21 protein-coding genes are annotated in these 24,701 nt (G+C 26.1%); 8 read left to right on the top strand and 13 right to left on the bottom strand.

Annotated elements, in window-relative coordinates:
* Positions 1-131 precede the first annotated feature (131 nt).
* Both AC1XWJ_RS05545 and AC1XWJ_RS05540 read left to right on the top strand, forming a co-directional pair.
* Positions 132-1,868 carry an ABC transporter ATP-binding protein/permease gene (locus tag AC1XWJ_RS05545; RefSeq protein WP_483334893.1) on the top strand — a complete coding sequence of 579 codons (1,737 nt, stop codon included), beginning with the start codon at positions 132-134 and terminating at the stop codon, positions 1,866-1,868.
* Positions 1,855-3,453: an ATP-binding cassette domain-containing protein gene (locus AC1XWJ_RS05540; protein ID WP_483334892.1), complete on the top strand. Its 1,599-nt coding sequence runs from the start codon at positions 1,855-1,857 to the stop codon at positions 3,451-3,453. Before AC1XWJ_RS05545 ends, AC1XWJ_RS05540 begins: the two co-directional genes overlap by 14 nt.
* Before the next feature lie 176 nt (positions 3,454-3,629).
* On the opposite strand, the gene AC1XWJ_RS05535 is transcribed toward AC1XWJ_RS05540, so the two are convergent.
* Both AC1XWJ_RS05535 and AC1XWJ_RS05530 read right to left on the bottom strand, forming a co-directional pair.
* On the bottom strand, positions 3,630-5,051 hold the full coding sequence (locus AC1XWJ_RS05535) for a cation:dicarboxylate symporter family transporter (protein ID WP_483334891.1): 1,422 nt from the start codon (positions 5,049-5,051) through the stop codon (positions 3,630-3,632).
* A gap of 58 nt (positions 5,052-5,109) precedes the next feature.
* A complete protein-coding gene (locus AC1XWJ_RS05530; protein WP_483334890.1) occupies positions 5,110-5,484 on the bottom strand; it encodes a MarR family winged helix-turn-helix transcriptional regulator in 375 nt (124 codons plus the stop codon).
* A 259-nt stretch (positions 5,485-5,743) separates the two neighbouring features.
* Here AC1XWJ_RS05530 and AC1XWJ_RS05525 point away from each other — a divergent pair, with 259 nt between their 5' ends.
* A complete protein-coding gene (locus tag AC1XWJ_RS05525; RefSeq protein WP_483334889.1) occupies positions 5,744-5,890 on the top strand; it encodes a hypothetical protein in 147 nt (48 codons plus the stop codon).
* Positions 5,891-6,271: 381 nt separating this feature from the next.
* Here AC1XWJ_RS05525 and AC1XWJ_RS05520 read toward each other — a convergent pair whose 3' ends face one another.
* From AC1XWJ_RS05520 to rpmH, 10 genes are all read right to left on the bottom strand, one after another.
* A complete protein-coding gene (locus AC1XWJ_RS05520) occupies positions 6,272-7,204 on the bottom strand; it encodes an NAD(P)H-dependent flavin oxidoreductase (RefSeq protein WP_483334888.1) in 933 nt (310 codons plus the stop codon).
* A 138-nt stretch (positions 7,205-7,342) separates the two neighbouring features.
* Positions 7,343-9,367: an FtsX-like permease family protein gene (locus AC1XWJ_RS05515; RefSeq protein WP_483334887.1), complete on the bottom strand. Its 2,025-nt coding sequence runs from the start codon at positions 9,365-9,367 to the stop codon at positions 7,343-7,345.
* Positions 9,360-10,124 (bottom strand): ABC transporter ATP-binding protein, encoded by a 765-nt coding sequence (locus AC1XWJ_RS05510; RefSeq protein WP_483334886.1) that lies wholly within the window; start codon positions 10,122-10,124, stop codon positions 9,360-9,362. The genes AC1XWJ_RS05515 and AC1XWJ_RS05510 overlap by 8 nt, the downstream gene beginning before the upstream one ends.
* Before the next feature lie 214 nt (positions 10,125-10,338).
* The gene (locus AC1XWJ_RS05505) at positions 10,339-11,340 is read right to left on the bottom strand and encodes an ATP-binding protein (RefSeq protein ID WP_483334885.1); all 1,002 of its coding nucleotides are present in this window, start codon (positions 11,338-11,340) and stop codon (positions 10,339-10,341) included.
* Positions 11,337-12,005 carry a response regulator transcription factor gene (locus AC1XWJ_RS05500; protein ID WP_483334884.1) on the bottom strand — a complete coding sequence of 223 codons (669 nt, stop codon included), beginning with the start codon at positions 12,003-12,005 and terminating at the stop codon, positions 11,337-11,339. The genes AC1XWJ_RS05505 and AC1XWJ_RS05500 overlap by 4 nt, the downstream gene beginning before the upstream one ends.
* A 42-nt stretch (positions 12,006-12,047) precedes the next feature.
* Entirely contained in the window at positions 12,048-13,430 is a 1,383-nt protein-coding gene (gene mnmE / locus AC1XWJ_RS05495; RefSeq protein WP_483334883.1) for a tRNA uridine-5-carboxymethylaminomethyl(34) synthesis GTPase MnmE, read from the bottom strand.
* Positions 13,431-13,521: 91 nt separating this feature from the next.
* The gene (locus AC1XWJ_RS05490) at positions 13,522-13,890 is read right to left on the bottom strand and encodes a response regulator (RefSeq protein WP_483334882.1); all 369 of its coding nucleotides are present in this window, start codon (positions 13,888-13,890) and stop codon (positions 13,522-13,524) included.
* An 8-nt stretch (positions 13,891-13,898) separates the two neighbouring features.
* Positions 13,899-14,675, bottom strand: coding sequence for an RNA-binding cell elongation regulator Jag/EloR (gene jag / locus AC1XWJ_RS05485; RefSeq protein WP_483334881.1), 777 nt, complete (start codon positions 14,673-14,675; stop codon positions 13,899-13,901).
* A complete protein-coding gene (gene rnpA, locus AC1XWJ_RS05480) occupies positions 14,675-15,019 on the bottom strand; it encodes a ribonuclease P protein component (RefSeq protein WP_483334880.1) in 345 nt (114 codons plus the stop codon). Before rnpA ends, jag begins: the two co-directional genes overlap by 1 nt.
* A 107-nt stretch (positions 15,020-15,126) precedes the next feature.
* Positions 15,127-15,261 carry a 50S ribosomal protein L34 gene (gene rpmH / locus AC1XWJ_RS05475; protein WP_003144116.1) on the bottom strand — a complete coding sequence of 45 codons (135 nt, stop codon included), beginning with the start codon at positions 15,259-15,261 and terminating at the stop codon, positions 15,127-15,129.
* Between the two features lie 671 nt (positions 15,262-15,932).
* Here rpmH and dnaA point away from each other — a divergent pair.
* The 3 genes from dnaA (at position 15,933) to AC1XWJ_RS05460 (ending at position 19,940) form a co-directional block, all read left to right on the top strand.
* Positions 15,933-17,414: a chromosomal replication initiator protein DnaA gene (gene dnaA / locus AC1XWJ_RS05470; RefSeq protein ID WP_483334879.1), complete on the top strand. Its 1,482-nt coding sequence runs from the start codon at positions 15,933-15,935 to the stop codon at positions 17,412-17,414.
* 154 nt (positions 17,415-17,568) lie between these two features.
* Positions 17,569-18,708, top strand: coding sequence for a DNA polymerase III subunit beta (dnaN, locus tag AC1XWJ_RS05465; RefSeq protein ID WP_483334878.1), 1,140 nt, complete (start codon positions 17,569-17,571; stop codon positions 18,706-18,708).
* Between the two features lie 32 nt (positions 18,709-18,740).
* Positions 18,741-19,940 (top strand): MFS transporter, encoded by a 1,200-nt coding sequence (locus AC1XWJ_RS05460; RefSeq protein ID WP_483334877.1) that lies wholly within the window; start codon positions 18,741-18,743, stop codon positions 19,938-19,940.
* 261 nt (positions 19,941-20,201) lie between these two features.
* On the opposite strand, the gene AC1XWJ_RS05455 is transcribed toward AC1XWJ_RS05460, so the two are convergent.
* Positions 20,202-21,158 (bottom strand): L-lactate dehydrogenase, encoded by a 957-nt coding sequence (locus AC1XWJ_RS05455; RefSeq protein ID WP_483334876.1) that lies wholly within the window; start codon positions 21,156-21,158, stop codon positions 20,202-20,204.
* A gap of 314 nt (positions 21,159-21,472) precedes the next feature.
* Between AC1XWJ_RS05455 and AC1XWJ_RS05450 the strand changes: the two genes are divergently transcribed.
* Together AC1XWJ_RS05450 and AC1XWJ_RS05445 are read left to right on the top strand one after the other, a co-directional pair.
* The gene (locus AC1XWJ_RS05450) at positions 21,473-22,513 is read left to right on the top strand and encodes a LacI family DNA-binding transcriptional regulator (RefSeq protein WP_483334875.1); all 1,041 of its coding nucleotides are present in this window, start codon (positions 21,473-21,475) and stop codon (positions 22,511-22,513) included.
* Between the two features lie 211 nt (positions 22,514-22,724).
* Positions 22,725-24,701: YSIRK-type signal peptide-containing protein (locus AC1XWJ_RS05445; protein ID WP_483334874.1), on the top strand; the 1,977-nt coding region annotated here is incomplete at its 3' end.

The raw sequence follows: 24,701 nt of genomic DNA, 5'->3' as shown, positions 1-24,701 counted from the left end.
TTTTTATGACGAAAGATTGACATCAATTAAAATTTCCCGAAAAAATATATTAATAATTACACATAGTAATAAAAAAATAATGTATAATTATTTAATGATAATAATTATCAATTAATGTGAAGGAGGTTTTTATGAAAATTGATAAAAGATCCTTAGCTATTTTTAATATAAGATATGAAATTTATTTAATAGCTATTTGTAAAATTTTAATATTTCTATGTACTTTATATTTTGCATATAACTTTGTTGACTTACTTTTTGAAGTAATTAGCAATAATATAAATAATACTTTTGCTTTTTCTTTTTTTATTAAATTATTTATAACAACTGTTGTTTATTACGGCGCATTATATTTCGATAATAAGTTGAGCCATCAAGTTGCTAAAAAAGTTAGAAATTCATTACGCAATAATATTTTTAATAAAATAGAAAAACTATCGCTAAATTTTACTGAAGCAATTTCTACTAGTAATTTAGTCGTTATAAATTCTTCGTCTATAATTAATATTGAGTTGTATTTTAATAAATTTATTCCTCAAATATTTGCGACTATGTTTATAACCGTTATATCCTTAGTAATCTTTGGTAAAATAAGTATTTGGCTCGCTATTGCTATGATAATATTATATCCTCTTATACCTTTATCAATAATGATAATAATTAAAAAATCAAAACAAACAAATAAACAGAATTTTTCGGATTTTCTTAGCTTAGCTGATTTATTTTTTGATAGATTAAATGGTTTTTCGGTCGCAAAAATATATGGCAAGGAAAATAATATTTCCCAAGAAATAGACAAAGTTAGCTCAACATACCGAAAATCAACTATGCAATTATTAAGGCATCAACTTAACTCTATTAATTTAATGGATGCTATAACATATATTTCTATCTTCGTGATGACATTAATAGCCATATTTTCTTTGGATAATAATACGCTTATTATCTTTGTACTCGTTGCTAGTTTTGAATGTTTTCGTCCTATGCGTGCATTAGGTGGATTATTCCATATTTCAATGAAAGCAAATATCGAGTTAGAAAATATCTACAAACTTTTGGATTATCAAGAAATAGACAAAGATACAACCATTAATTTAGATCCTAGTGGCGATATAATATTTAACAATGTAGACTATTCTTACGATAATAAGCACAATATTTTGAAAAATATTAACTTAACTTTTAAAAACTCTCAAAAATTTGCATTAGTAGGGGAGAGTGGTAGTGGTAAATCTACTATAATTAAGTTAATTATGGGACTTAATAAAGCAACGAATGGAGCTGTTCTCTATAATAATATTCCTATATATAAAATACCTTTTTCTAAATTAATGGAGCTTATGACCGTGATAACTAGCGATAGCTATCTTAGCGAGGGAACAATTAGAAGTCATCTCTTGATAAAACCAGAAATTTCAGAAGAAGATATGTTATCAGCTTTAGAAAAAGTAAATCTTAAAAATTTCGTTCTTAATAACGGAGGCCTTGATTACAAAGTAGAAATGGGTGGAATTAACTTATCAGGAGGGCAACGACAACGTCTACTTGCAGCAAAAGCTATTCTCAAAGATAGCTACATCTATATTTTAGATGAAGCAGTATCAAATATAGATGATTACAGTAAAAAATGTGTTCTTGATGCCTTTGACTCAATAAAAAATGACAAAATTATTATTATAATATCTCACGACTTAGAAAGTATTGCAGATTGTAATCTAATATACGTTATAAAAAATGGAGAAATAATAGAAAATGGTAATCATAATGACTTACAAAATAACAAAGGATTGTACTATGAATTACTATCAAAACAGCAAAATTTAAAAAATACTTTTTTAAATAAGGAGGTTCACTATGATATCTCTTAAAAATTTAAAAGATTTAGTTACTATTGCAAAAAATCTAAAAAAACAATTAATGTTTGCGACTCTTTTTGGTAGTTTAGGTCATTTAACAGTAGTAATATTTACATTTTTATTAGCTTATATTTTTACAAATTCTAAAATTAGCAATATATGGCTATTGTCAGTTCCTTTATTATTAGCTATTGCCAAAGGATTATTTAGTTATATGGAGCAACTTCTTAATCACTATGTTGCTTTTAAAATATTGCATGTTCTACGTCTTAAAGTTATGAATAAATTCAAAAATATGTCTGCTCATAACTTTCTAAAAAATAACTCTGGTGACTATATGACATTAATAACTACTGATATTGAACTACTAGAAGTTTTTTATGCTCATACTATAACACCATTTTTTATAAATTTAGTGCAAACATTTGTAATAACAATCTTTGTCGCAATGTTTAACGTGAAACTTTCTATTATCATTTTTGTATTGTATATAGTTATTGGGATAATTGTTCCGTTATTGTTTAAAGATAAAGGACAATATTATGGCGATAAATATAGAGAAAATTTGAAAAATATAAATAACAATTCTATTGACGAAACTTACGCAATATTCGAAACCATTCAATATAATAATAAAGCAACTGTTACAAAAAAACTAACACACGAAACTGACAAATTGATATCTTCTTCGTATGAAAAATCTAGATTTCAATTTAACATAACATTTTTAAATTTATTAATTTACAATACTAGTATTATAATATTTATCTTCTTTGCTAATTATTATTTAGAAAATAAAAATTTAGTTATTTCTCTTACAGCTATGTATATTGTATCCTTTACACCTATACTTTATATGGGAAATTTAGCAGCAACATTAAGTCAAACTATGGCCGCTGGCAAAAGATATTTAGAACTTATGAACTTACCTGAGCAAACTAAGAGTGGTGCAACTAATATTTCTTTTAACAAATTAACTGTTAAAAATCTGAATTTCTATTATGAGAATAAAAGAGTTATTAATAACTTATCTTTCACTGCTAATAAAGAACAAATTATCGGTATTAGAGGGGAGAGTGGTAGTGGTAAATCTACTCTTGCAAAACTAATTATGAAATTACTTCCTACTGATAATAATACAATTTTTATTGACAATATAGATATTAATAACATTAACGAATCTTACTTTAGAAATAATACTTCAATAATTATGCAAGACAGTTATCTATTCAACACAACAATAAATAATAATATTACATTATTTGACAAACATACAGATACAGACGGACTTAAATACAGTTTGGCTCGCACTAATCTTACAAATTTTGTAAATAGGTTATCCGAAAGAGAGAATACTGTCATTAATGAACGTAGTTCCAATGTATCTTCTGGACAAAAACAAAGGTTATCTACTGCTAGATCACTATATAGTAATTCAAAAATAATGATACTTGATGAAGCTACTGCAAATATTGATATTTTTAATGAATTAGAGTTATTAAAAACTCTAAATAGCATAAAAAAAGACAAAATTATATTTATAATATCCCATAATAAATCAACATTATCTGTCTGTGATAAAATTATTGACGTTTAAATAGAAAGTCCCTAAAAGTTGTCAAAAAACCGATAGGGATTTTCTATTTTAAAAATTTTCCGATTATATTAGAAAAGTAATTATTTACAAAAAAGAATTAATCTCTATAATATATAGAAACTAATTCTTAATTAATATTATAATGTGTCAGATAAAAATAATACTTTGTTAAAAATCTATTCAATTTCAATAATAGTTTCTGCGGTACTATTATAAGTATTTATATCTAATCTTCCTTCCCATTTATCAACAATTACAGCACTCATCATTGATCCCGTAACATTCAGCATAGTTCTTCCCATATCAACGATAGGATCAACTCCAAATATTGCTCCAATGTTATTCATATAGTTTCCTAAACCTAAACCATTTAGAGTTACAGTAGCTGCTACTGTAGCAGTTCCCGGCACTCCAGCAATACCTACAGATCCTACCGTAACTACAATAACTAATAGAACGATAAATGAAAAGTTAATTGTTTGTCCAGAAGCTGCTGCTAACAACACTCCTAGCATTGCTGGAAATATTCCTGCACATCCATTCATACCAACAGTAGTTCCCATCGTCGCAACAAAGTTGGCTGTTTGTGATGAAACTCCCATCTTCTCCTCTAAAGTTTTGATCGTATAAGGTAAAGTTCCTACACTTGAACGAGAAGAAAAAGCAAAAATCATCGTGCTATACGCATTTTTATAAAATTTAATAGGATTTAAACCATTAACAAGTAATATAATAACATAAACGAATAACATTATTACTACTGCTATATACAAATTAACTATAAATCCTAATGTACTAGATATTACAGACAGTCCATTACGAATAATTGTACTCGATACTAAAGCTACGATACCGTACGGCATCCATTTCAATACATTCATCAAAACACTACTAACAACTACTTTAGAAGAACGTAAAATATCAACTACTGGTTTAACTTGCTCCGGATTTTTTCTATTCAAAAATCTAATTGCAGTTGCTACTAATATTCCAATAATAACTACTGATACAATACTATTGTTAGTTGTCATAACACTTAATACATTATTAGGTATCAAATCCAAAAAGAACTGCGGGAAACTTTGAGCTGATATTGTTTCCATACGAGTAGCAGTATTTTTAGAAATTTCTCCTGCAAAGCTAGAAGCATCTAGTGGAAATATATAAAGAACCATAACTGCAACTAATGCTGATATTGCTGTTGTACCTAACAACATAAAAAACGTTTTTCCTGTTAATGATTTTAAATTATTGCCTTCAACACCTATAACTACATCTATAATAGATAAAAACACAATAGGTACGGCTAATAATTGAATTAATCTAAGAACTCCTGATCCTAACAATGAGTACCAAGCAACTATTTCCGATTTAGCGTAGTTGGTATACAATTCTCCGAAAGAATTTCCTATTAAATCAATACCAATACCTAAGATTAACCCTGCAACTAATGCTACCATCATACGCTTTGAAAAGCTATATTTCCTTGTTTTCATACAACGTAAAAACAATATTAAAATTATCAAAACAAAAATACTACCAATTGTGAATAAATTACTAACCTTCAAAAAATTGGTAAAAAAAGGTGTATCCACCATAAATATATCCTCCATTCTTATGTATGTCCATACATATATTTTTATTAAAATTTATCTTCTAGTAAACACTATTTTGTAATAAATTAGATACTTTAGGTAAAACTTGTTGTAATTTGTCTGAACCTTTTTCTGTAATTGTAATACATACTCCACGCCCATCTTTTTTACAACGTGTACGTTTTATATATTCACAACAACTACTTTGTTCCATTCTTACAATCATTCTCGACATTGCACTTTGACTTAGTCCTACTAATTGTTCAAGATTTTGCAGTCTCATTCTTTTATTTTCGCTTTTATCCAAAAAATACAAAACATAAAACTCTTTTAATGTTAATTTTTCTTCTGCTAATCTTTCTTCAAGCAAAACTTCCGTATTATTAATTTGTTGTGTTAAATTTAACCATCTAGTTATACAATCGTCTACTGCCATAATACTGACCTTCCTATTACAAAAATATATGTATGTGCATATATATTATCATACCAATATTGAAAAAGCAACTATTATTTTCATTTTTTCCAATAAATATAATAATGTTATTGTTGTTATGTTCATAATACTATACTTGAATTTTGTTATATAATATTCTTTAACATTTTCATTAACAAAACAATTAAATTACATATATAATAATATAAAATGTATTTTATAATTGTTATATAATTAACTTTTTATAATAGGGGGATATATGAGAGAAAATATAGAAACTGCGTGGTATATAAATGGTAAAAAATTACCAACATCGCTAATGATAGTTGGATATATAATACTTTTCGGAGAATTTGTAGATGGCTTAACAGGAATTTTTTCACTTATTAAATCTGTACCTTTCTAATATCTTTATATAAAGCTTTTTCTTTATATAATAAATAATGCGGGTAGATGTTTTTTCTCATCTCCCGCTTTTTTATATTCTATTTTTTTAAACCTTTCATTATAAAGCTAATTCCTAAATAAATAACTATAAAAGCATTGACAATATTTATATAATTAATATTGCTTGTCCTGTGGTTATAAATAAAAAATCATTCATCTTTTTTACCTCCTTCTAGACATTTACTTGATATATATTTGCAACTATACATCAAAAACTATATACACCTATAGTACTTACAAATAAATTGTCTGCTTAATTTTCTACGTTCCACGTGAAAAATTTTAGTGCATAATAGTAAATATAGTTATATTAGTTATCTTTTTTATTAAGAAATATTATCTAAATCTCTCTTAATCCTTTTATTACTTCATTATATTCACTAAATAATGTTTCTATTGTTTCTTTTACAGGTCTTACTTCTTTTATTAGCCCTGATATTTGACCTGCCATTACTAATCCATCTTCTATATTTCCATCAATTATAGCTTGGTATAAAGCATCATTTTTTAATTTATCTAATTCTTCTTTTGTTCCTTCGCCAATTTCTAAATCATAATATTTTTTAAGTGTTTCATTTTTTATACTGCGGAAAGGTATTCCTTTTTGACGACCTACTACTGTTGTTGATGTATCAACAGTGTCCAATATAGCTTGTTTTAGCGTAGTAGGGATTGAGCATTCTTCTGTCGCTAAAAATAGCGTTCCTAGTTGTACTCCTTTGGCTCCTAATGCAAATGCTGCCGCTATACCTCGACCATCAGCAATTCCTCCCGCAGCTATTACAGGAATATTAACTGCATCAACTATTTGTGGCACTAAAGACATTGTAGTCGTTTCTCCTACATGTCCTCCTGATTCTCCTCCTTCGGCAACTACAATATCTACCCCTATATCCTCCATTTTTTTCGCAACTTTTACATTTGGAATTACAGCGATAACCTTTATATTATGTTCTTTTAATTTCTCCATATAAGGTTTTGGTGTTCCTGCACCGGTAGATACTATTTTTACTCCTTCTTCTATTATGACATCAATAAGTTCTGGGATATTTTTGTTCATTAACATTAAATTAACAGCAAAAGGATTTTTAGTTAGTTCTTTTGTTTTCCTTATTTCATTACGTAACTCATCTTTAGAAAGTCCTGCAGATGCCAAAATTCCTAGTCCTCCTGCATTTGAAACTGCACTCACTAATTTATGATCCGCTATCATAGTCATACCACCTTGAAATAGCGGATATTTTATACCTAATAAATTTTCTACTACACCCATTGATGTAACCTCCTTATACTATATAACCTTATTATATCAATTTTTGAAAATGTATTCAAACTTTTCTATAATTATATATTAAAAAATTAAAGAGTTAATTTCTAAATAATATAGAAATCAACTCTTATCTTAATTAATTTAGTTTTTATATCTAATTATATCATAATAAACTTTTGAAGTGATTGTGTAAACTATAATGTAGAATATTGAAAAGATTACAAATGTCCCAAGCATCGTCGTTATAAATATACTATTGTTATTTAATCCAAACAATTTTAATATTTTTTCGATAAATGGATATGCCATCGTTACGTGGACAGTAGCAACTAAAAGTGGCGAGAAGAAAATCATTAAAATTTGTGAACGAATTGATTTTTTTATATCAACTTCATCCAAACCTACTTTTTGCATAATTTCAAATTTTTCTCTATCTTCATATCCTTCTGAAATTTGTTTATAATACATTATCATTACTTGAGATACTATAAATATTAAACTGATGAATATACCTATAAACAAGAATGATGCCATAAATTCATTTATATCAGATGTTTCTTGTGATTTACTAGAACTAACAACATACGTATTTTTTTCAGTGTTTTGTATATTAAATTCTTGTACCTTATTTACTATATTTTTTTCTATTTCTGCTTTATTTTTACTATTATCTACGTTAAATGCGTAATAGTAATCTAATCTATTTTCTTGGCTAAGAGGATCGTTTTCTTGATTATCGTTGGCTTCTTCATTATTTTTTGTCAAATCAGTAATTGTTTTTATATCCTTTACAATTATATAATATGAATCTGTTATATCTTGAGCATTTGGTTGTAAGTTATCTATTTTTGTTTCATCTTTTACATTAAATTGTTTATTGTTAATTTTGAATTGTGATATTTTTTCTTCTGAACGTGCATTTTTTAACAATATTTCGTCATCTTTTAATGTTATATTAGTATTGTACAGTTTATTATAGTCAGTTAGCGGTATTATTGTTACTGTTACACTATCTGACAAACTCGACATATACTTCTCTAATACTATGCCATTATCTACTTTTTGTGCTGCTGAATCTATATTTCTATAAGCAACAACATCTTTTTTAGTAACCCCTTCTTTTTGCAAAATATTGTCAATATTATTTTGTAAGTCAACAAATGAGCTTGCTTCATATCTTAATGCTTCTATTTTAACATCTCTTGGATACGCAGTATTAGCTAGATTTTCTTTTCCGAAATATAGACTAGTTGTTGACCCCAAAGTTACTAATATCATTGTTGATAAAATACAAATATTAGCTAATCCTACCGCATTTCGTTTCATTCTGTAAATCATATTTGAAATACTTATAAAATTTTTTGTTTTATAATAAAATTTTTTATTGTTTTTTAATATTTTTAAAATGAAAATTGATACTGCTATAAAGACCAAATATGTTCCTATTATTACAGCAACAACTGCATAGAAAAAGTTTACTAAGGCAGATAAAGGCGTTTTTATAGTTACTGACGTATAATATCCATATCCTATAAAAATAACCCCTATTAAAGATAGTAACCATCTAGATTTCGGTTCTTTTTCTCCAACACTATTTGATTTTAGCATTTTAATAATATTAAGTCGTTGAACCTTTATTAAAGAATTAATTACAGTAAGCGTATATATCCCTGCAAAGAATATAGTCGTTATTATTATCGCCTTAGCTGATATAGAAAAACCTAATTTAACTCCTGCTCCCATCAACTTTATTAAAAATAAATATGCAAATTTGTCAAAAATTACACCTAATAAAATTCCAAAGAATATTGTAATAGATGCTATTATAATATTTTCTGCTACTACTATCTTAGCTATTTGTTTTTTTGTCATACCTAAGACAGCATAAAGACCAAGCTCACTAATTCTATTCTTGATCAAAAAGCTATAACTATAAAACATAAATATTAAAATAAATATTCCAACTACGAACATAGCATAGCTTAGTAGTTGTTTTGTTGCTCCAGCTCCAGTACCAATATTATCTAAATTACTACTAGTAGCCAAAGATGCCAAAATATAAAATATAGCTATCGAAAATACCGAAGATATAATATAAGGTAGTGTTAATTTTTTGTTGGTTTTTATATTTTTTAGAGCAAATTTACTGTAGAAAAATCTATTCATTAATATCACCACCTGCTTGAACTAGTGTTAATGCATCTGTTATTTTTTGGTACATTTCATTATTAGAACTATTACCTTTATAAATTTCGTGGAAAACTACACCGTCTTTTATAAATAAAACTCTATTTGCTCTACTTGCTGTCTTGACAGAGTGGGTAACCATTATAATAGTTTGTCCAGCTTTATTAATATTATCAAAAATATCTAAAAGTTGATCCGTAGATTTCGAGTCAAGTGCTCCTGTTGGCTCATCTGCCAAAAGTAGTTTTGGATTAGTAATCAATGCTCTTGCCACTGCTACCCTTTGTTTTTGACCCCCTGATATTTGATAAGGGTATTTATCCAATAATTTTGATATTCCTAATGATTTTGATAACATTTCTGCTTTTCTTAACATTTCTTTATGATTTTTCTTCGCCAAAACTAATGGTAATACTATATTATCTTTTACTGAGAAGTTATCTAATAAATTAAAGTCTTGAAATACAAAACCTAAATTATCTCTTCTAAATTCTGCTAAATCTTTATCTTTTAATGAATTTAAATTTAAACCTTTTAAATTTACTTCCCCACTAGTTCCTTTATCAAATGTTGCTATAATATTTAGTAATGTAGTTTTACCACTACCACTTTCTCCCATTATAGCTACATATTCTTCTTCATTTATACTAAAATTAACGTCTTTTAAAGCTGTCGTACTATTACCCCCTAGTTTATTCGTATATACTTTTTTTAAATTTTTTACCTCTAGTATCATTATTTTCTCCTTTATCTGTTTTTTTTATTAAATAACTTTATATTTATATTTTATAAAAATTATAAAAGGCTAGCTATATATTTTTCTTACTATTTGTATTTTAATCTTACATTTTTGTAAGATTAATAAAAAAAGGATAGTTAAGACACTATCCTACAAGTAACTACTAGCTACACAATAAATCACTTATTTTAATTTTTTATTTTGACAACTGTTAGTTAGTACCTTCTTTTATGACACTTTTATCCTCAATAGTAATTTTTACAGTTGTTCCTTTATTCAACTCTGATTCTATTTCTATTTGTTGTCCTAATTTATCCAATACTTTTTTCGTCAAGTAAAGTCCCAATCCACTAGATTTTTTATTTTTTCTCCCATTAAATCCTGTATATCCTTTATCAAAAATTCTCGGTAAATTATCGCTACTAATCCCTATACCTTCATCTTTTATATAAATAGAATTTTCTTCTGTATAAATACTAATTTTACCATTAATATCACTGTATTTCAAAGCATTACTTAATATTTGTTCCAATACAAACTCTAGCCATTTTTTATCACTCAAAATTTTTAAGTCTGTTTTTTTATAATCCAAAGTAATTTTCTTTTCGATAAAAATTAACGACTGTTTCTTTATAACTGTTTTTAGCATAGAATCTATATTGATTTGTTCAGCTAAAAAATCAGTCTTTTCACTATCTAAACGTAAATAACTAAGTACCATATTTACATATTGTTCTATTTTAAAAAGTTCTATTTCTAATTTATTTTTTTGATCAATATTACTTTCAATTAAGAAACTTAATGCGGCTATTGGAATTTTTATTTGATGAACCCACATAGTATAGTAATCTGTTAAATCTGTTAATTCTTTTCTATTGTCATTAATTATTTTTATATTTTCTTCTTTTAATTTTTTAATTATATCTGTGTATGATTTTTCTATTATATTATTATTTTCATTTATTTCAGAAATATCTATCATTTTATTTTTTGCAAAAATTTTTAGTTGTTGATATTTGGATATATATTTTCTAATATCAAAATAAATATATATAAAACTTATTATTAACGATAAAAAGAGTGGGTATAAAATTTTTTCAAAATCTATTTGATATAAAGTAATTGGAATATATGTTGTAAAAAATACAATAGTTAGCAATGTCAATAGAAAATATCTATTACTCTTTATATAATCTAAAAGTAATTTTATCATATCATATAACCTCTACCTTTTTTTGTGATAATAAAATCAATAAGTCCTAGCGTTTCTAATTTTTTTCTTAATCTATTTATATTAACTGACAATGTATTTTCATCAACAAAAGTATCTGATTCCCATAAATATCTCATTAAATCTTCTCTTGACACTATGTTTTCTCTATGTTCAAATAGTAATTCTAATATTTTACTTTCATTTTTGGTTAATTCTATACTTTGTCCTTGATAACTTACAGTATCTTTCAAATTATCAAAAATAACATCTTTATATACTACTAAATTGTGTTCTGTATTAAAATTATAAACTCTTCTCAAAATAGCATCAATTTTAGCTTTTAATATTACTAATTTAAATGGTTTAACTATAAAATCATCAGCACCTACTGTTACTGCCATTACTATATTCATATCATCAGAAGCAGAAGATATAAAAATAATAGGTGTCTTTGCTAATTTTCTTATTTCTTCACAGTAATAGTAACCATCATAATGTGGTAAATTTATATCCATTAATACTAAATCTGGCTTAAACTCTATAAATTCTTCAATAACATTATTGAAATTTTCAATAATTTTTGTTTGAAAATTCCATTTTATTAAATAATCTTTAATACCATTTGCAATAGTGTAATCATCTTCTACAATTAATATCTTATACATAATTCTATCCCTTATATTTTTTTGTTTCACGTGTAACTACTATTATTTTCCTAAACAAAAACGACTAAATAATTCATTTATTAATTCATCACTACTATTTTCACCAATAACTTCTCCTAATAAGTTGAATGTATTTGTATAATCTATTAATACCATATCTACTTCTAAGCCTAACTCTGCTGCACTTATAGCCTCATTTAAACTATCTAATGCTCTTTTTATTAAATTAACTTGCCTTGTATTAGATAAATAAGTTGCATCTTTAGGTTTGGCTTTTCCATCAAAGAACATATCTCGAATATTTTTTTCTAACAATTCTATACCTTCGTAAGTTGTCATAGAAGTTTTGATAATAGGGTGATTATACGCTAATTCTCTTACTTCTTCTATATCAATTTTAGTTTCTAAATCCAATTTATTCAAAATTACTATAGTTTGTTTATTTTCTGTAAGTTTTATTAGTTCTCTATCTTTTTCGGTTAATTGTTCACTACTATTTAATAAAAATAATACTAGATCTGCGTGTTCTAATTCTTTCTTACTTCTTTCTACACCTATTTGTTCTACTATATCATTAGTTTCTCTTATTCCTGCTGTATCTATAAGCTTTATCGGAACTCCTTTTATATTAACATATTCTTCCAAAACATCCCTTGTAGTTCCTGCTATATCTGTTACTATTGCCTTATTTTCCTGTAACAGATTATTTAATAAGGAACTTTTACCTACATTAGGTCTTCCTATTATTGCCGTATTTAGTCCTTCTTTAATTATTTTTCCTTGTTTTGATGTATCTAATAAATTTTCTAAACTATTTTTTATACTTTTTGATTTTTCTAAAATTGTTTTTGTAGTTTCTATTTCTAAATCATCATATTCTGGATAATCTATATTTACTTCTACTACTGCCAAAATATCTAATATTTCTTCTCTTAATTTTTTTATTAGTTTTGATAATCTTCCTTGCATTTGATTGTTAGCTAACATACTAGCTTCTTCTGTTTTACTTTTAATAAAATCAATTACTGCTTCTGCTTGTGAAAGGTCAATTCTTCCATTTAAAAATGCTCTTTTTGTAAATTCTCCTGGTTCTGCTAATCTTGCGCCGTTATCCAAACATAAACTTAATATTTTTTGAATAGTTATAAGTCCTCCGTGACAATTAATCTCAACCACATCTTCACAAGTATATGTTCTAGGAGATGCCATTTTAACAACCATTACTTCTTCTATTTTTTCATTATTTGTTGGGTCTACTATATGTCCATAGTTTATAGTATGACTATCTACATTACTAACAGTTTTATTTTTATACAGCTTTACTATTTTATCAGCTATTGAAAAAGCATCATCTCCACTTAATCTAACAATTCCTATTGCACCTTCTCCTAAAGCTGTTGATATTGCTGCTATCGTTTCACTCATATTACTTCTCTCTTTCTTATATAAAATAAAGAGATGAAAATAGATAATTTCAAAAATATTTCCACCTCATACATATTGCTCTGTTTTTTATTTAATTATTATAAAGATCCAATTCTTCCAAAACTTGTTCTAATTCTTCTTTTATAAAATCCTTAGGCAAAAACGATTTAGCTCCATTTTTTATCGCTTTTTGTCGATAAATTGGAACATGCCCAACACTACTGCATATAATTATTTTAGAATTAGGATATTTATTACTTATGATTTTTGTAGCTTCTAAACCGTCCATAATAGGCATACAAATATCCATTATAACATAATTTGGAATTTCCTTGTCGTAACTTTCCACTCCAGATTTTCCATTATAAGCCAACAAAGGTTTAAATCCTAGTTCTTCTACTAATTCCTTTGCTCTATTGATATAAAATGGGCTATCCTCAATTATTAATATTTTCTTCATAATAACTCCTATTTTGCCGTTATAACTAAGTATCTATAAGGTTCTTTTCCTTTTGATTCTGTTTCTACATTTTTTATATTACTAAGAGCATTATGAATAATTTTTCTCTCAAAACTAGTCATAGGCTCTAATTCAATAGGTTTACCTAATTTTTTAGATTTTTTTGCCATATTAAGTGCTAATTCTTCTAATGTTTCTTTTCTATTATCTCGATAATCATCACAGTCAATATTTATTCTAAAATATTTTTTACTAAATTTCTTACCATAATTATTAGCTAAAACTTGCAAACTATTTAAGGTATTTCCTCTTTTTCCTATTAGAAGACTAGTATTTTCTACATCTAATATTTTTATAGTATAATTTTTGTTTCCTTCATCTATAAATTGAAGATTAGCTGTATCAAATCCCATAGAATGTACTATTTTTGTCATATAATTTAATATTTTTTCTTTATTTGCTACTATATTATCTTCTTTTTTTTCTATTAATTTTTCCACAGGAGTAGGGGAAATTTCATTATCTTTAACTTCATTTTTTTCTTCTTTTTTTAATTCTATTACTTCTGTTTCAACAGTTTTACTTGTATTTTCTACATTTTCTTTATAATCTATATCTAATGGCGTTAATTTTACGATAGCTTCCTTTTTAAATAGACCTAATATTCCTGAACTACCTGCTTCTTCTACTTCTATTTTTACTTGTTCTTCTGTTAAACCTAACTCTTTTAACCCTTTTTGTATTGCTAAATCAACACTTTTTTCTTTATATGTATAAACTTTCACTATTTACACCTCTTTTTATATAATTTTGTTTTTGTTAATAAATGATTTATAGACTTACTAAATTCTAAAAATTCTATATCAACAGCAGATTTTCTTACAATAATAATTATATCATAAGATTTTATTTTATCTTTATTTTTATTAATGCATTCTCGTACATATCTTTTTAATTTATTTCTTATATGTGCTTTTCCTAATTTCTTACTAACAGAAATACCCAATTTAATATGATTGTCTTTGTTAGCACTATAATACATTACGAAATGTCTGTTAGCAAAAGATTTTTTTTCTTTTATAATTCTATGAAAATCGTCTTCTTTTTTTATTCGATATTTCTTTTTCATTTACATACCTTTCTATTATATTAATATATTTTATCAGTTTCTCAATATAATTACAACAAAAATAAAAGAAGGTTTTAACATAATTAAAACCTTCTTTAAATATATTTTTATGCTGATAGAACTTTTCTACCTTTAGCTCTACGTCTTGCTAAAACATTTCTTCCATTTTTAGTACTCATACGAGCTCTAAATCCGTGAACTTTTGAATGTTTTCTTTTATTAGGTTGATACGTACGTTTCATTTTATTCCTCCTCGAGTATTTTTATAAAGATAGATGTAATAACTATAAAATATTATCACACTATAAAAAAAAAAGCAAGTATTCTAACAAAGTTATTATGAAAATTTTGTATGATAGAGTAGCCAAAATTTATTATTATAAAATACTAATATTATAAAAATAAAAACACTGTTTTAATAACAAATTTTAATAGTATGTTTAGAAATACTAAACTTCTTTTGTTTATGTTTTTCTTTTTTTTTTTATTATACTATGATATAATCATACAGATACTATTAAATATTTTTATATATTTAGTTTATATGTTTTCCACAGATAATGATTTTTATTATTAAAATCTTATGGAAAAACAAAAAAAGTTTCACAAGTTTTTTTAAAGTTTTAAAAAGTTTTCCACAAAAATAAACATTTTCCACAAAAAAGTTTTCCACAACTTTTGGAAACTTGTTAAAAAATATTAAAACTTATTTAACTAGCTTGTTTATATGTTTGAAAAACTTTGTAAAATTTAAACGATTTTTAAAAAATTACTTTTATAATAACAAATATAACAGATAAAATTATAGAAGAAATTAACAATTTTAAAAAAGTTTTCCACAAGTTGTTAAAAACTTTTTTATTTTTTATTTAGTTCTTTAATAATTTTACATTTTATTTATTAGGAGGGTATTATGAGTAATACTAATTTTATTTGGGAACATATCCTAAAGAATATTAAAGATGAATTATCTCCTGAAGTATATGAAGATTGGCTTTCTAAAAGTTATATAGATAATGTTGACTTAAAAACAAAAACTATTACTATTATAAGTAGTAATTCTTTTATGTCTGATCTTTTCAAGAATTTTTATGATGAAAAGTTCAAAGCTATCGTCAAAAAATTAATGAACGTTGACTTTAATATTTATTATAACTTTATCGATGAAGAGAAAGTTGTAGTAGATACTAGAAAGACAGAAGAAAATAGTAATTCTGCAGAACAACTTATTATGAATAATTTTTTAGCAAAGGATAAACCTTCAGGATCACAAAACTTCTTTCAAAAGCAATCTTTTTCATTAGAAGATTATAAACAACCTGTTCAAAAAGTACAACTCACTTCTTCTAAAAATAATCCTTCTTTAAACAAAAATTTTACTTTTGATAATTTTATTGTAGGAGAAGGTAATCAGTATGCTGTTACTTTGGCAAGAACTGTTGCATCTTATCCTGGTGAAAGTTCACCTGCTTTCATTTATGGAGGAGTAGGTTTAGGAAAAACTCACTTACTTCACGCTATAGGAAACGAATTAGAAGAACATCATCCTGAATTTAAAATAAAATGCATTTCTTCTGAAAAATTTTTAAATGATTTTATGCGTTTAATTCAGCCAGGTTCTAAATCAAATTTTTCTAATGAAGAATTTAACAAGATTTATCGCAATGTTGATGCTTTATTAATTGACGATATTCAATTTCTATCTGGTAAGCAAGAAACATTAAAAAACTTTTTCCACGTTTTTAATGAACTACAAGAAAATCAAAAACAAATAGTTTTGATAAGTGATAGACCTCCTCATTTATTAGATGGTATTGAGGATCGATTAGTTTCTAGATTTGAATCTGGAGTTACTGCTGATATAACACCACCTGAATATGAAACTATAGCAACAATTCTTAAATTAAAATGCAAAGAAGCTAATATTTCTATCGATGAATCAATAGTTGCATATATTTCTGGGCATATTCATCAAAATACTAATAGAAATATTCGTGAATTAGAAGGTATTGTTAAAGAACTTAAATTTATGGTTCCAAAAAACGAAAAAATTACAATGGAAATGGTCGAGCGAATAGTAAAAAAACGTATTAATACTACAAAGAAAACTATAAAACCTGACAATATTATTAATACTGTCGCTAGTTTTTATAATATTTCTGTTGACGATATATACTCTGCTAAAAGAAATAAAGAAATAGCTAATGCTAGACAAATAGCTATCTATCTTTGTCGTGAACTAACAGATTTATCTTTACCTGCAATAGGTAATATTTTCAAAAAAGATCATTCTTCTATTTTTTATGCCAACAATAAAATAATGACTTTGAAAAAAGAAAACGAAGAAGTTGCAGCTGATATAGAAAATATAAAAAATAAAATAAAAAATATATAATCAAAAGAAATAAACATTTTTTAACAAGTTTTTCCACAAGAATGTTAATAAATTTTATTAAGTATAATAGGCTTAAAATTAGTTTTCCACAGTTTTTACAAAGCTTATTACTACTATATTATTATTATTATATATATTATAAAGGAGAAAATTAATGAAATTTAATATTATAAAAAGAAATTTTTTAGAGGCATTAAATACTGTTTCTAAAATAATAGTTCAAAATACAGTAAGTGAAGCTCAAAAAGGTATAAAAATAGAATTATATAAGGATAAAATGATTTTAAAAGGTAGTGATTCTATGGTATTTATGGAGTATTCTTTAGAAGCTGTTAATGAAGATAAAGAAGTAATAACAATTTTAGAAGAAGGGGAATTAGTGGCTCCTACTAACTACTTTTTGGATATTATAAGAAAAGCTCCTACTGAAATTATAGAAATAGAAAGTAATGGATCAACTATTAAAATAAAATCAGGAAAAAGTGAATTTAACATACAAGGATATGATATAGATGAATATCCAGAGTTTCCTATAATTGAAAAAGAAAATAAATTTACAATTAGTACTAAATTATTTAATGATATTATAAAAGAAACTTTATTTTGTACTGCTGTAAATGATCAACGTCCTATATTAGAAGGAGTTAATGTTGTATTAGAAAATAAATTTTTAACAGCTACTGCGACAGATTCTCATAGATTAAGTAAAAGAAGATTATTATTAGACAATATAGAAGATTCTCAAAATTTTAATATAATAATTCCTAGGAAATCTCTACAATCAATTCAAAAAATTATAGAGAATAAAGATGAAGATTTAGAAATTTATTATGAAGAAAATAGAATAGTTTTTGTTTATAGAAATATTATTTATTCAGCTATATTAATTAGTGGAAAATATCCTAATACTGAGAAATTAGTACCTTCAATTTTTGAGTGTACAGTAGTAGCTAACAGTAAAGAGATGTATCACGCAGTCGATAGGGTATCATTAGTAAGTAAAGATGAAAAAAATGATATAGTTAAATTAGCTATTAATGACGGAGTAGTTAATTTATACGCATATTCTAAAGAATTAGGAACTGCAGAAGAGGACTTTTTCGCAGAAACGTATAATGAAGAAGGTAAATTTGAAATAGCTGTTTCTGCAAAATTTTTGAAAGAAGCTATATCAGCTATAAATTCAGAAAATGTGATTGTGAAATTTTCTGGTGAATTAACTGCATTTATTATGCAACCTAGTGATTATCATAGAGATATATTAGAAGTTTTATTACCTGTTAGAACTTATTAAATAGAATTGTAAAATTATAGAAAGGAAGAACTATGACAAAAAAAAATCAATGGATTATATTGTTAGCTATAATTTTGTTGGGATCTATCCTTAGAACACCAATAACAGGAATAGGATCTATAATAGGGATAGTAAAAGATATTTTAAATATCAATAATACTTTAGCAGGTTTAATAACTACAATACCTTTAGTAGCATTTGCAGTAATAAGCCCGCTAGCATCAAAATTTTCTAATAAATATGGTTTAGAAAAAACATTATTTTATTCTACTATAATTATAACATTAGGTTTATTATTTAGATTTTATATAAATGTATATGTATTATTTATTACAACTTTTATAATAGGGGTAGGTATAGCATTAGGAAATGTGCTGTTACCAGCAGTAGTAAAAAAATATTATCCAACAAAATTAGGAGTAATGACGGGATTTTTCTCTGTAATTATGACGGTAACAGCTTCTATATCAGCAGCAGTAAGTTATCCTATAGCTAGTTCTAATATTTTTGGAGAAACTTTTAGTTTAGCACTATCGCTGAATATATGGATTATTGTAGCACTTTGTTGTATTGTAATTTATTTTTATCTAGCAAAAAATAATAACAAGGTATTAGGAGATAAGGGTAATAATTCAAAAAAAACTAATATTTTTAGAAGTCCAAAATTATACACTGTAACTATTTCTATGGGATTACAATCTGCATTATATTATAGTAGTGTATCTTGGTTTGGGCAAATTATGGTAGATAAAGGTTTTTCTAATGCTGAAGCAGGATTATTACTTTCGATAAGTCAGTTTGCACAATTTCCTGCAACATTTTTGATGCCTATATTAGCAGATAAAATAAAAAATAAATTAATTATACCTGTATTTATAGTTTTAAGTTATTTTATTTCTTTAGTAGGATTGTTATATGTAAATAATAATATGTTTATTATGGTAATAATAATGATTTTATTTGCCTTAGCAGGAGGAGGATCATTCTCTTATGTAATGTATCTATTCTCAGTAAAAACTAGAAACTCAGTTGAGGCATCTCAAGTATCTGGAGTAGCACAATCAGGTGGATATATTCTTGCAGCAATATTTCCTCCGTTATTAGGATATATAAAAGATATCTCAAGTTGGAATAGTGCAATGTATATTTTGTTGATAACAGTAGGAATTTTATTTTTCGCTATGATACATTGTAGTCGTGAAGGAAATATTATAGAAGATAAAAATGATTAAATATTTTGTTAACAATATTAGTAATATTTGAAGAAAATAAGAATTATATGTTAAACAAGGAGTGATGTTATCTCCTTGTTTTTTTATTTCATAATATTATATAGTTCTATATTTCTCATAAATAAAACAAATACATAGTTTTAAAAATTATAATTTTTAAAATAGAATTTAATATTTATTTGAATATAGTAGTTTTATTATTTAGTAAAGAAAAAACTGTTGATATTATTATCAACAGTTTAATTATTTTTTATTAATTTTTTAAACTTCTAAAGCAGCGTAAGCGTCGTTTAATGTATTTTTTAGAACATCTGCTGAATGTTTCATTTTTGCTAATTCTTCAGATGATAAGTCCATTTCTACTATTTCACGAACACCTTCTCTACCAATTATAGCTGGAACACCGATATATAAATCTTCTACGCCATATTGACCTTCACAATAACCACTTACGGCAAGTTCAGTATTTTCATCACGTAAAATTGCTTTAACAATAGTGAATAGTGAAATACCGATAGCATAGTAAGTAGCACGTTTACGATTGATTACTTCGTATGCTGCACGCATAACTCTTTCTTCGATTTGTTCAAAATCAGCTGCAGTATATTTGTCAGTAGATGCTAAGAATTTATCGAATTGTTTTCCATAAACATAAACATTACTCCAAGCAGCGAATTGAGTATCTCCGTGCTCTCCTAGAATATATCCTCTAACACTGTTAGGTGCTACATCTAAAACTTCTCCTAACATATAACGGAATCTTGATGTATCAAGAGTTGTTCCAGAACCGATAATTCTGTTTTTAGGGAATCCAGTGAATTTTTGTAGAGCGTTTGTTAATACGTCTACTGGATTAGATGCTATAACTATAATTCCATCAAATCCAGATGCAACTATTTGGTCAGACATTTCTTTAACAACTTTCATGTTTTTGTCAACTAAGTCTAGACGAGTTTCACCTGGTTTTTGAGGAAGCCCTCCACAGATAACTATAACATCAGCATCAGAACATTGTTCATATCCACCAGAAGTAACTTTAATAGGTGGTACTAAAGCTCCTGCGTGATTTAAGTCCATTGCTTCACCTTCAGCTTTTTCTGCGAAGAAATCAATCAAACCTAACTCTTCACATAAACCACTTGAATAAAGTTGGTATGCAAAACTCATACCTACCATCCCGGCACCGATTAAAACAACTTTTCTGTTTTTTGCTTTCATAGAAAAATCCTCCATGTAATTATATTTAATTTTTATTTTAGTAACGAAATTATTACTAAAAAGAATTATATCATATTTTTTTTTGAAAAGAAAGCGAAATCAAAAATTTTTCTTTTTCTACTAATAAAATATAAAAATTATAATTTAATTATATAAAAAATGTAATTTTGAAATCATTATCTTTAGCTTTAAATAAGTATTTAAATAAAAGATAATAATAAATATTTTGAAATAAAATACTAGACTTTAAATAATATTTTTGATAAAATAAAAACATGTAAAGGTTTTAAACTAAGAGATAAGGAGTGAACTTTATGACTATAACTATTTATGATGTAGCAAGAGAAGCTAAAGTATCTATGGCCACAGTATCAAGAGTTGTAAATAATAATCCTAATGTAAAAGAAGCTACAAGAGTCAAAGTACAAGAAGTGATAAAGAGATTGAAGTATACGCCTAATGCAGTAGCAAGAGGATTAGCTAGTAAAAAAACTACGACAATTGGAATAGTATTACCTGATATTTCAGATTTGGCATCTGCTGAAACAGTAAGCGGAATAGAATCAGTTGCTAACATGTATAACTACAATGTTATATTAGCAAATTCTTGTAATGATAAAGATATAGAAAGAGATATATTCAACTCATTTATGAGTAAACAAGTAGATGGAATTATATATTTAGGACATTCTATGACTGAAAGTACAAGAAATTATTTAGAAGGAATGGATATTCCATTAGTATTATCAAGCAATATAGATATTGGAGATCGTTATTATTCAATAAATATTAATTATGAAACAGCTGGTTATGATGCAACTAAAGAATTTTTAGAAAAGGGAATAAAAAGAGTATCGTTAGTAATTAGTTCTTATGAGTCACAAAAAGCACAAAGAATTATAAGTGGATATAAAAAAGCATTGAATGAATATAAAGTTGAATTTGATTCTAGTTTAATAGTAGATGGATATAAAACTTATAAGGAAAGTACAGGTGTGTATAAAAAGATAAAAATGAACAAAGCTGAAGTCGTAATTACTATGTTTGATGAGGTAGCATTGTCAATATTACATCAAGCACAAGACATGGGATTAGAAGTACCAAAAGATTTAGAAATACTTTCATTTGAAAATACTAAATTGTTAGATATGGCTAGACCAAAAATATCTTCTATATTCCAACCTATATTTGATATAGGAGCAGTTTCTATGAGAACTTTAACAAAAGTAATAGATATAGAAAAGGCAAAAAGTAAAGGTGAAGAATATGAAGAAACAGAAATTTCATCTTTACAATCAGAAGGAAAGAAACTTTATTTACCACATAGAATAATTCATAGACAAACAACAAAATAATTATTTAGCTAGAGTTAGACTCTAGCTTTTTTATTTTAGAAAACAAAAAATGTTGAAGATAGAATAATTTACACAAGAATAATAAAATGATACACTTAACAAGGTTAGTAATATTTTTTATTAATAATATATCAGTATTTAGCATCATATAAATATTATTATAAAAAAAAGTTTTAATTTAGTAAATTTTTAATAATTATTGGAGATATAAATGATGAAAGAAAATAAAAAACAAAAATGGTCAATTAGGAAAACTAAAATTGCGGTTGGATCTGTTTTTATAGGTACTTTGGTAGTTTTAGGTATAGGAGAAGAAAATGATGTTCTAGCTAATGAAATAGGAAATACTAGTATAGAATCTATTGCATCAGAAGATAATACTAATACGATAGTTACTTTAGAGTCAAAAATACAAAAAGATGAAGAATCTAAAGTAATAAATGAAACATCTTCTACTACAAATGGAATGATTTATTTTGAGGAAAAAGAAACACAAACATCAAGTAAAGCAATTGAAATTTCTAAAGAAGAAACAGATGAAGATTGCATCAAAACTGTTACTAAGACGACAGAAACAACTAAGATAAGTTATGATTTTGAAGCTATTGCTGAAATAGCACCTGACGGTTCAATTATAAAAAAAGTTAAGAGTCCTGAAAATAAAGATCACGATCACAGCAATCCAACTTATGCAGAACAATACGGTCCAGTAGATTTAGAATGGAATCCAAAATTTGGAGTAAATGATACTTATCGTGTTAATTTTGGAACAAACTATGCTATAGAAAATGCGAAATTAATTTTAACTTTGCCAGTAGAAGGATATACTTTTGGTCAAGATGCAACAGATTGGTTAATTAATCGTTATTATAATAATATTAATGGAAAATCAAATTATGATTATCTTGTTTATTTTGTAAAAGATAAAACAGATGAAGAAATTTTAGAATTAAACAAATCAAGCGAAAGAATAATATATTTTAAAGCACCTGTAATTTCAAATGATAATAAAACTTTTGAAATTGATTTAGGAACTCTTCCTGCTCGTACAGCTTTTTCACTTCAATTTCTTCGTGATAAAGTTTCTTTAGGAGAAGTTGAGCATAAGGCTGGACCAGTTGCTAAATTAAAAGGGGCTTTCGTTTTTGATAAAGGAATTGTTTTACCGTCAAGTACACAAACTGCAGATTTATTGAATAAAGAAGATAAAAGAGAAGCTGGCATAAATAGTTCATCAACTTGGACTTCAAAATCAGATGATGTTATTAAAACTGGAGATGTAACAGCTGCTGGAGAAGAGATAATAACAAAAAATGGTTATGAATATGAAATAAAAACAACGACTGAAATTATTCGTATTAATCCAGATCAATGTGGTTGTGATAGGATAATTACAACAAAAGAGATAACTAGTAACTTCAAAATTAATGCGGAGTCAGTTATGGATCCAACCTTACCAGATTATTCTAACAATGGTTATTTAGTTAAAGTTGCTAATCAAAATAATCATACCAATATTAAGGAAGGTTCTGCAATTGAAGGACCAGCCAATGCTGAAATTCAACATTGGCAAACAACTTCAAATGGAACAACAACTCAATATTGGCGTCCGGTATTGGCACTAGATTATGCAGCAGAAAATGGTAAGTGGATTATCAATTTACCTTATGAGGTAACAAAAGCAGACATATCTGATGCAAGTGGATGGCTAACTGATCGTTATTATCCAGCAGTAACAGGAGAAAAATATTATTCTAATTATGGAACAATTACTGGAGTTAATATTTTGGATAAAATAACAATTTTAGGAAAACAAGTAATTGTAGATTTAGCTGATATTCCTGCACGTACAGCAATGGCATTAGTTATTTCTAAGACATTTGAAACGTCTGAGAATTTAAAAAATAATCCGTACAAAACTTCTTACACATTTGAAGGAACGTGGAAATTTAAAGATATAAAATTACCTACTACAACAATAACTGAAACTATTGAATGTAGTTGTGAATGTGCACCTAAGGATAAGGATATTAATCCAAAGCCGGAGCCAGAACCAAAATTAGAGGAAAAATCAGAAGAACTGAAGGAAGCAGATATAGAGAAAGATAAACCAGAAAAAATAGAGAAGAAACTGTCTAATACAGGTTATAAAACAAATTCAACAACTTATACAGGAATGGTTGGATTA

It is taken from the genome of Gemelliphila sp. 1F1 (assembly GCF_056897515.1).
Note: the sequence above shows the minus strand (reverse complement) of the source record. Positions and strands in the feature narration are given on the sequence as shown.

Coding starts and splice junctions, on each gene's coding strand:
- AC1XWJ_RS05515 (WP_483334887.1), bottom strand. CDS start 9,367: ATGAATAGATTTTTCTACAGTAAATTTGCTCTAAAAAATATAAAAACC.
- AC1XWJ_RS05500 (WP_483334884.1), bottom strand. CDS start 12,005: ATGTATAAGATATTAATTGTAGAAGATGATTACACTATTGCAAATGGT.
- AC1XWJ_RS05450 (WP_483334875.1), top strand. CDS start 21,473: ATGACTATAACTATTTATGATGTAGCAAGAGAAGCTAAAGTATCTATG.
- AC1XWJ_RS05510 (WP_483334886.1), bottom strand. CDS start 10,124: ATGATACTAGAGGTAAAAAATTTAAAAAAAGTATATACGAATAAACTA.
- AC1XWJ_RS05490 (WP_483334882.1), bottom strand. CDS start 13,890: ATGAAGAAAATATTAATAATTGAGGATAGCCCATTTTATATCAATAGA.
- AC1XWJ_RS05535 (WP_483334891.1), bottom strand. CDS start 5,051: ATGGTGGATACACCTTTTTTTACCAATTTTTTGAAGGTTAGTAATTTA.
- AC1XWJ_RS05505 (WP_483334885.1), bottom strand. CDS start 11,340: ATGATAAAATTACTTTTAGATTATATAAAGAGTAATAGATATTTTCTA.
- AC1XWJ_RS05520 (WP_483334888.1), bottom strand. CDS start 7,204: ATGGGTGTAGTAGAAAATTTATTAGGTATAAAATATCCGCTATTTCAA.
- mnmE (WP_483334883.1), bottom strand. CDS start 13,430: ATGAGTGAAACGATAGCAGCAATATCAACAGCTTTAGGAGAAGGTGCA.
- AC1XWJ_RS05540 (WP_483334892.1), top strand. CDS start 1,855: ATGATATCTCTTAAAAATTTAAAAGATTTAGTTACTATTGCAAAAAAT.
- dnaN (WP_483334878.1), top strand. CDS start 17,569: ATGAAATTTAATATTATAAAAAGAAATTTTTTAGAGGCATTAAATACT.
- AC1XWJ_RS05455 (WP_483334876.1), bottom strand. CDS start 21,158: ATGAAAGCAAAAAACAGAAAAGTTGTTTTAATCGGTGCCGGGATGGTA.
- AC1XWJ_RS05530 (WP_483334890.1), bottom strand. CDS start 5,484: ATGGCAGTAGACGATTGTATAACTAGATGGTTAAATTTAACACAACAA.
- AC1XWJ_RS05460 (WP_483334877.1), top strand. CDS start 18,741: ATGACAAAAAAAAATCAATGGATTATATTGTTAGCTATAATTTTGTTG.
- AC1XWJ_RS05525 (WP_483334889.1), top strand. CDS start 5,744: ATGAGAGAAAATATAGAAACTGCGTGGTATATAAATGGTAAAAAATTA.
- dnaA (WP_483334879.1), top strand. CDS start 15,933: ATGAGTAATACTAATTTTATTTGGGAACATATCCTAAAGAATATTAAA.
- rpmH (WP_003144116.1), bottom strand. CDS start 15,261: ATGAAACGTACGTATCAACCTAATAAAAGAAAACATTCAAAAGTTCAC.
- rnpA (WP_483334880.1), bottom strand. CDS start 15,019: ATGAAAAAGAAATATCGAATAAAAAAAGAAGACGATTTTCATAGAATT.
- AC1XWJ_RS05545 (WP_483334893.1), top strand. CDS start 132: ATGAAAATTGATAAAAGATCCTTAGCTATTTTTAATATAAGATATGAA.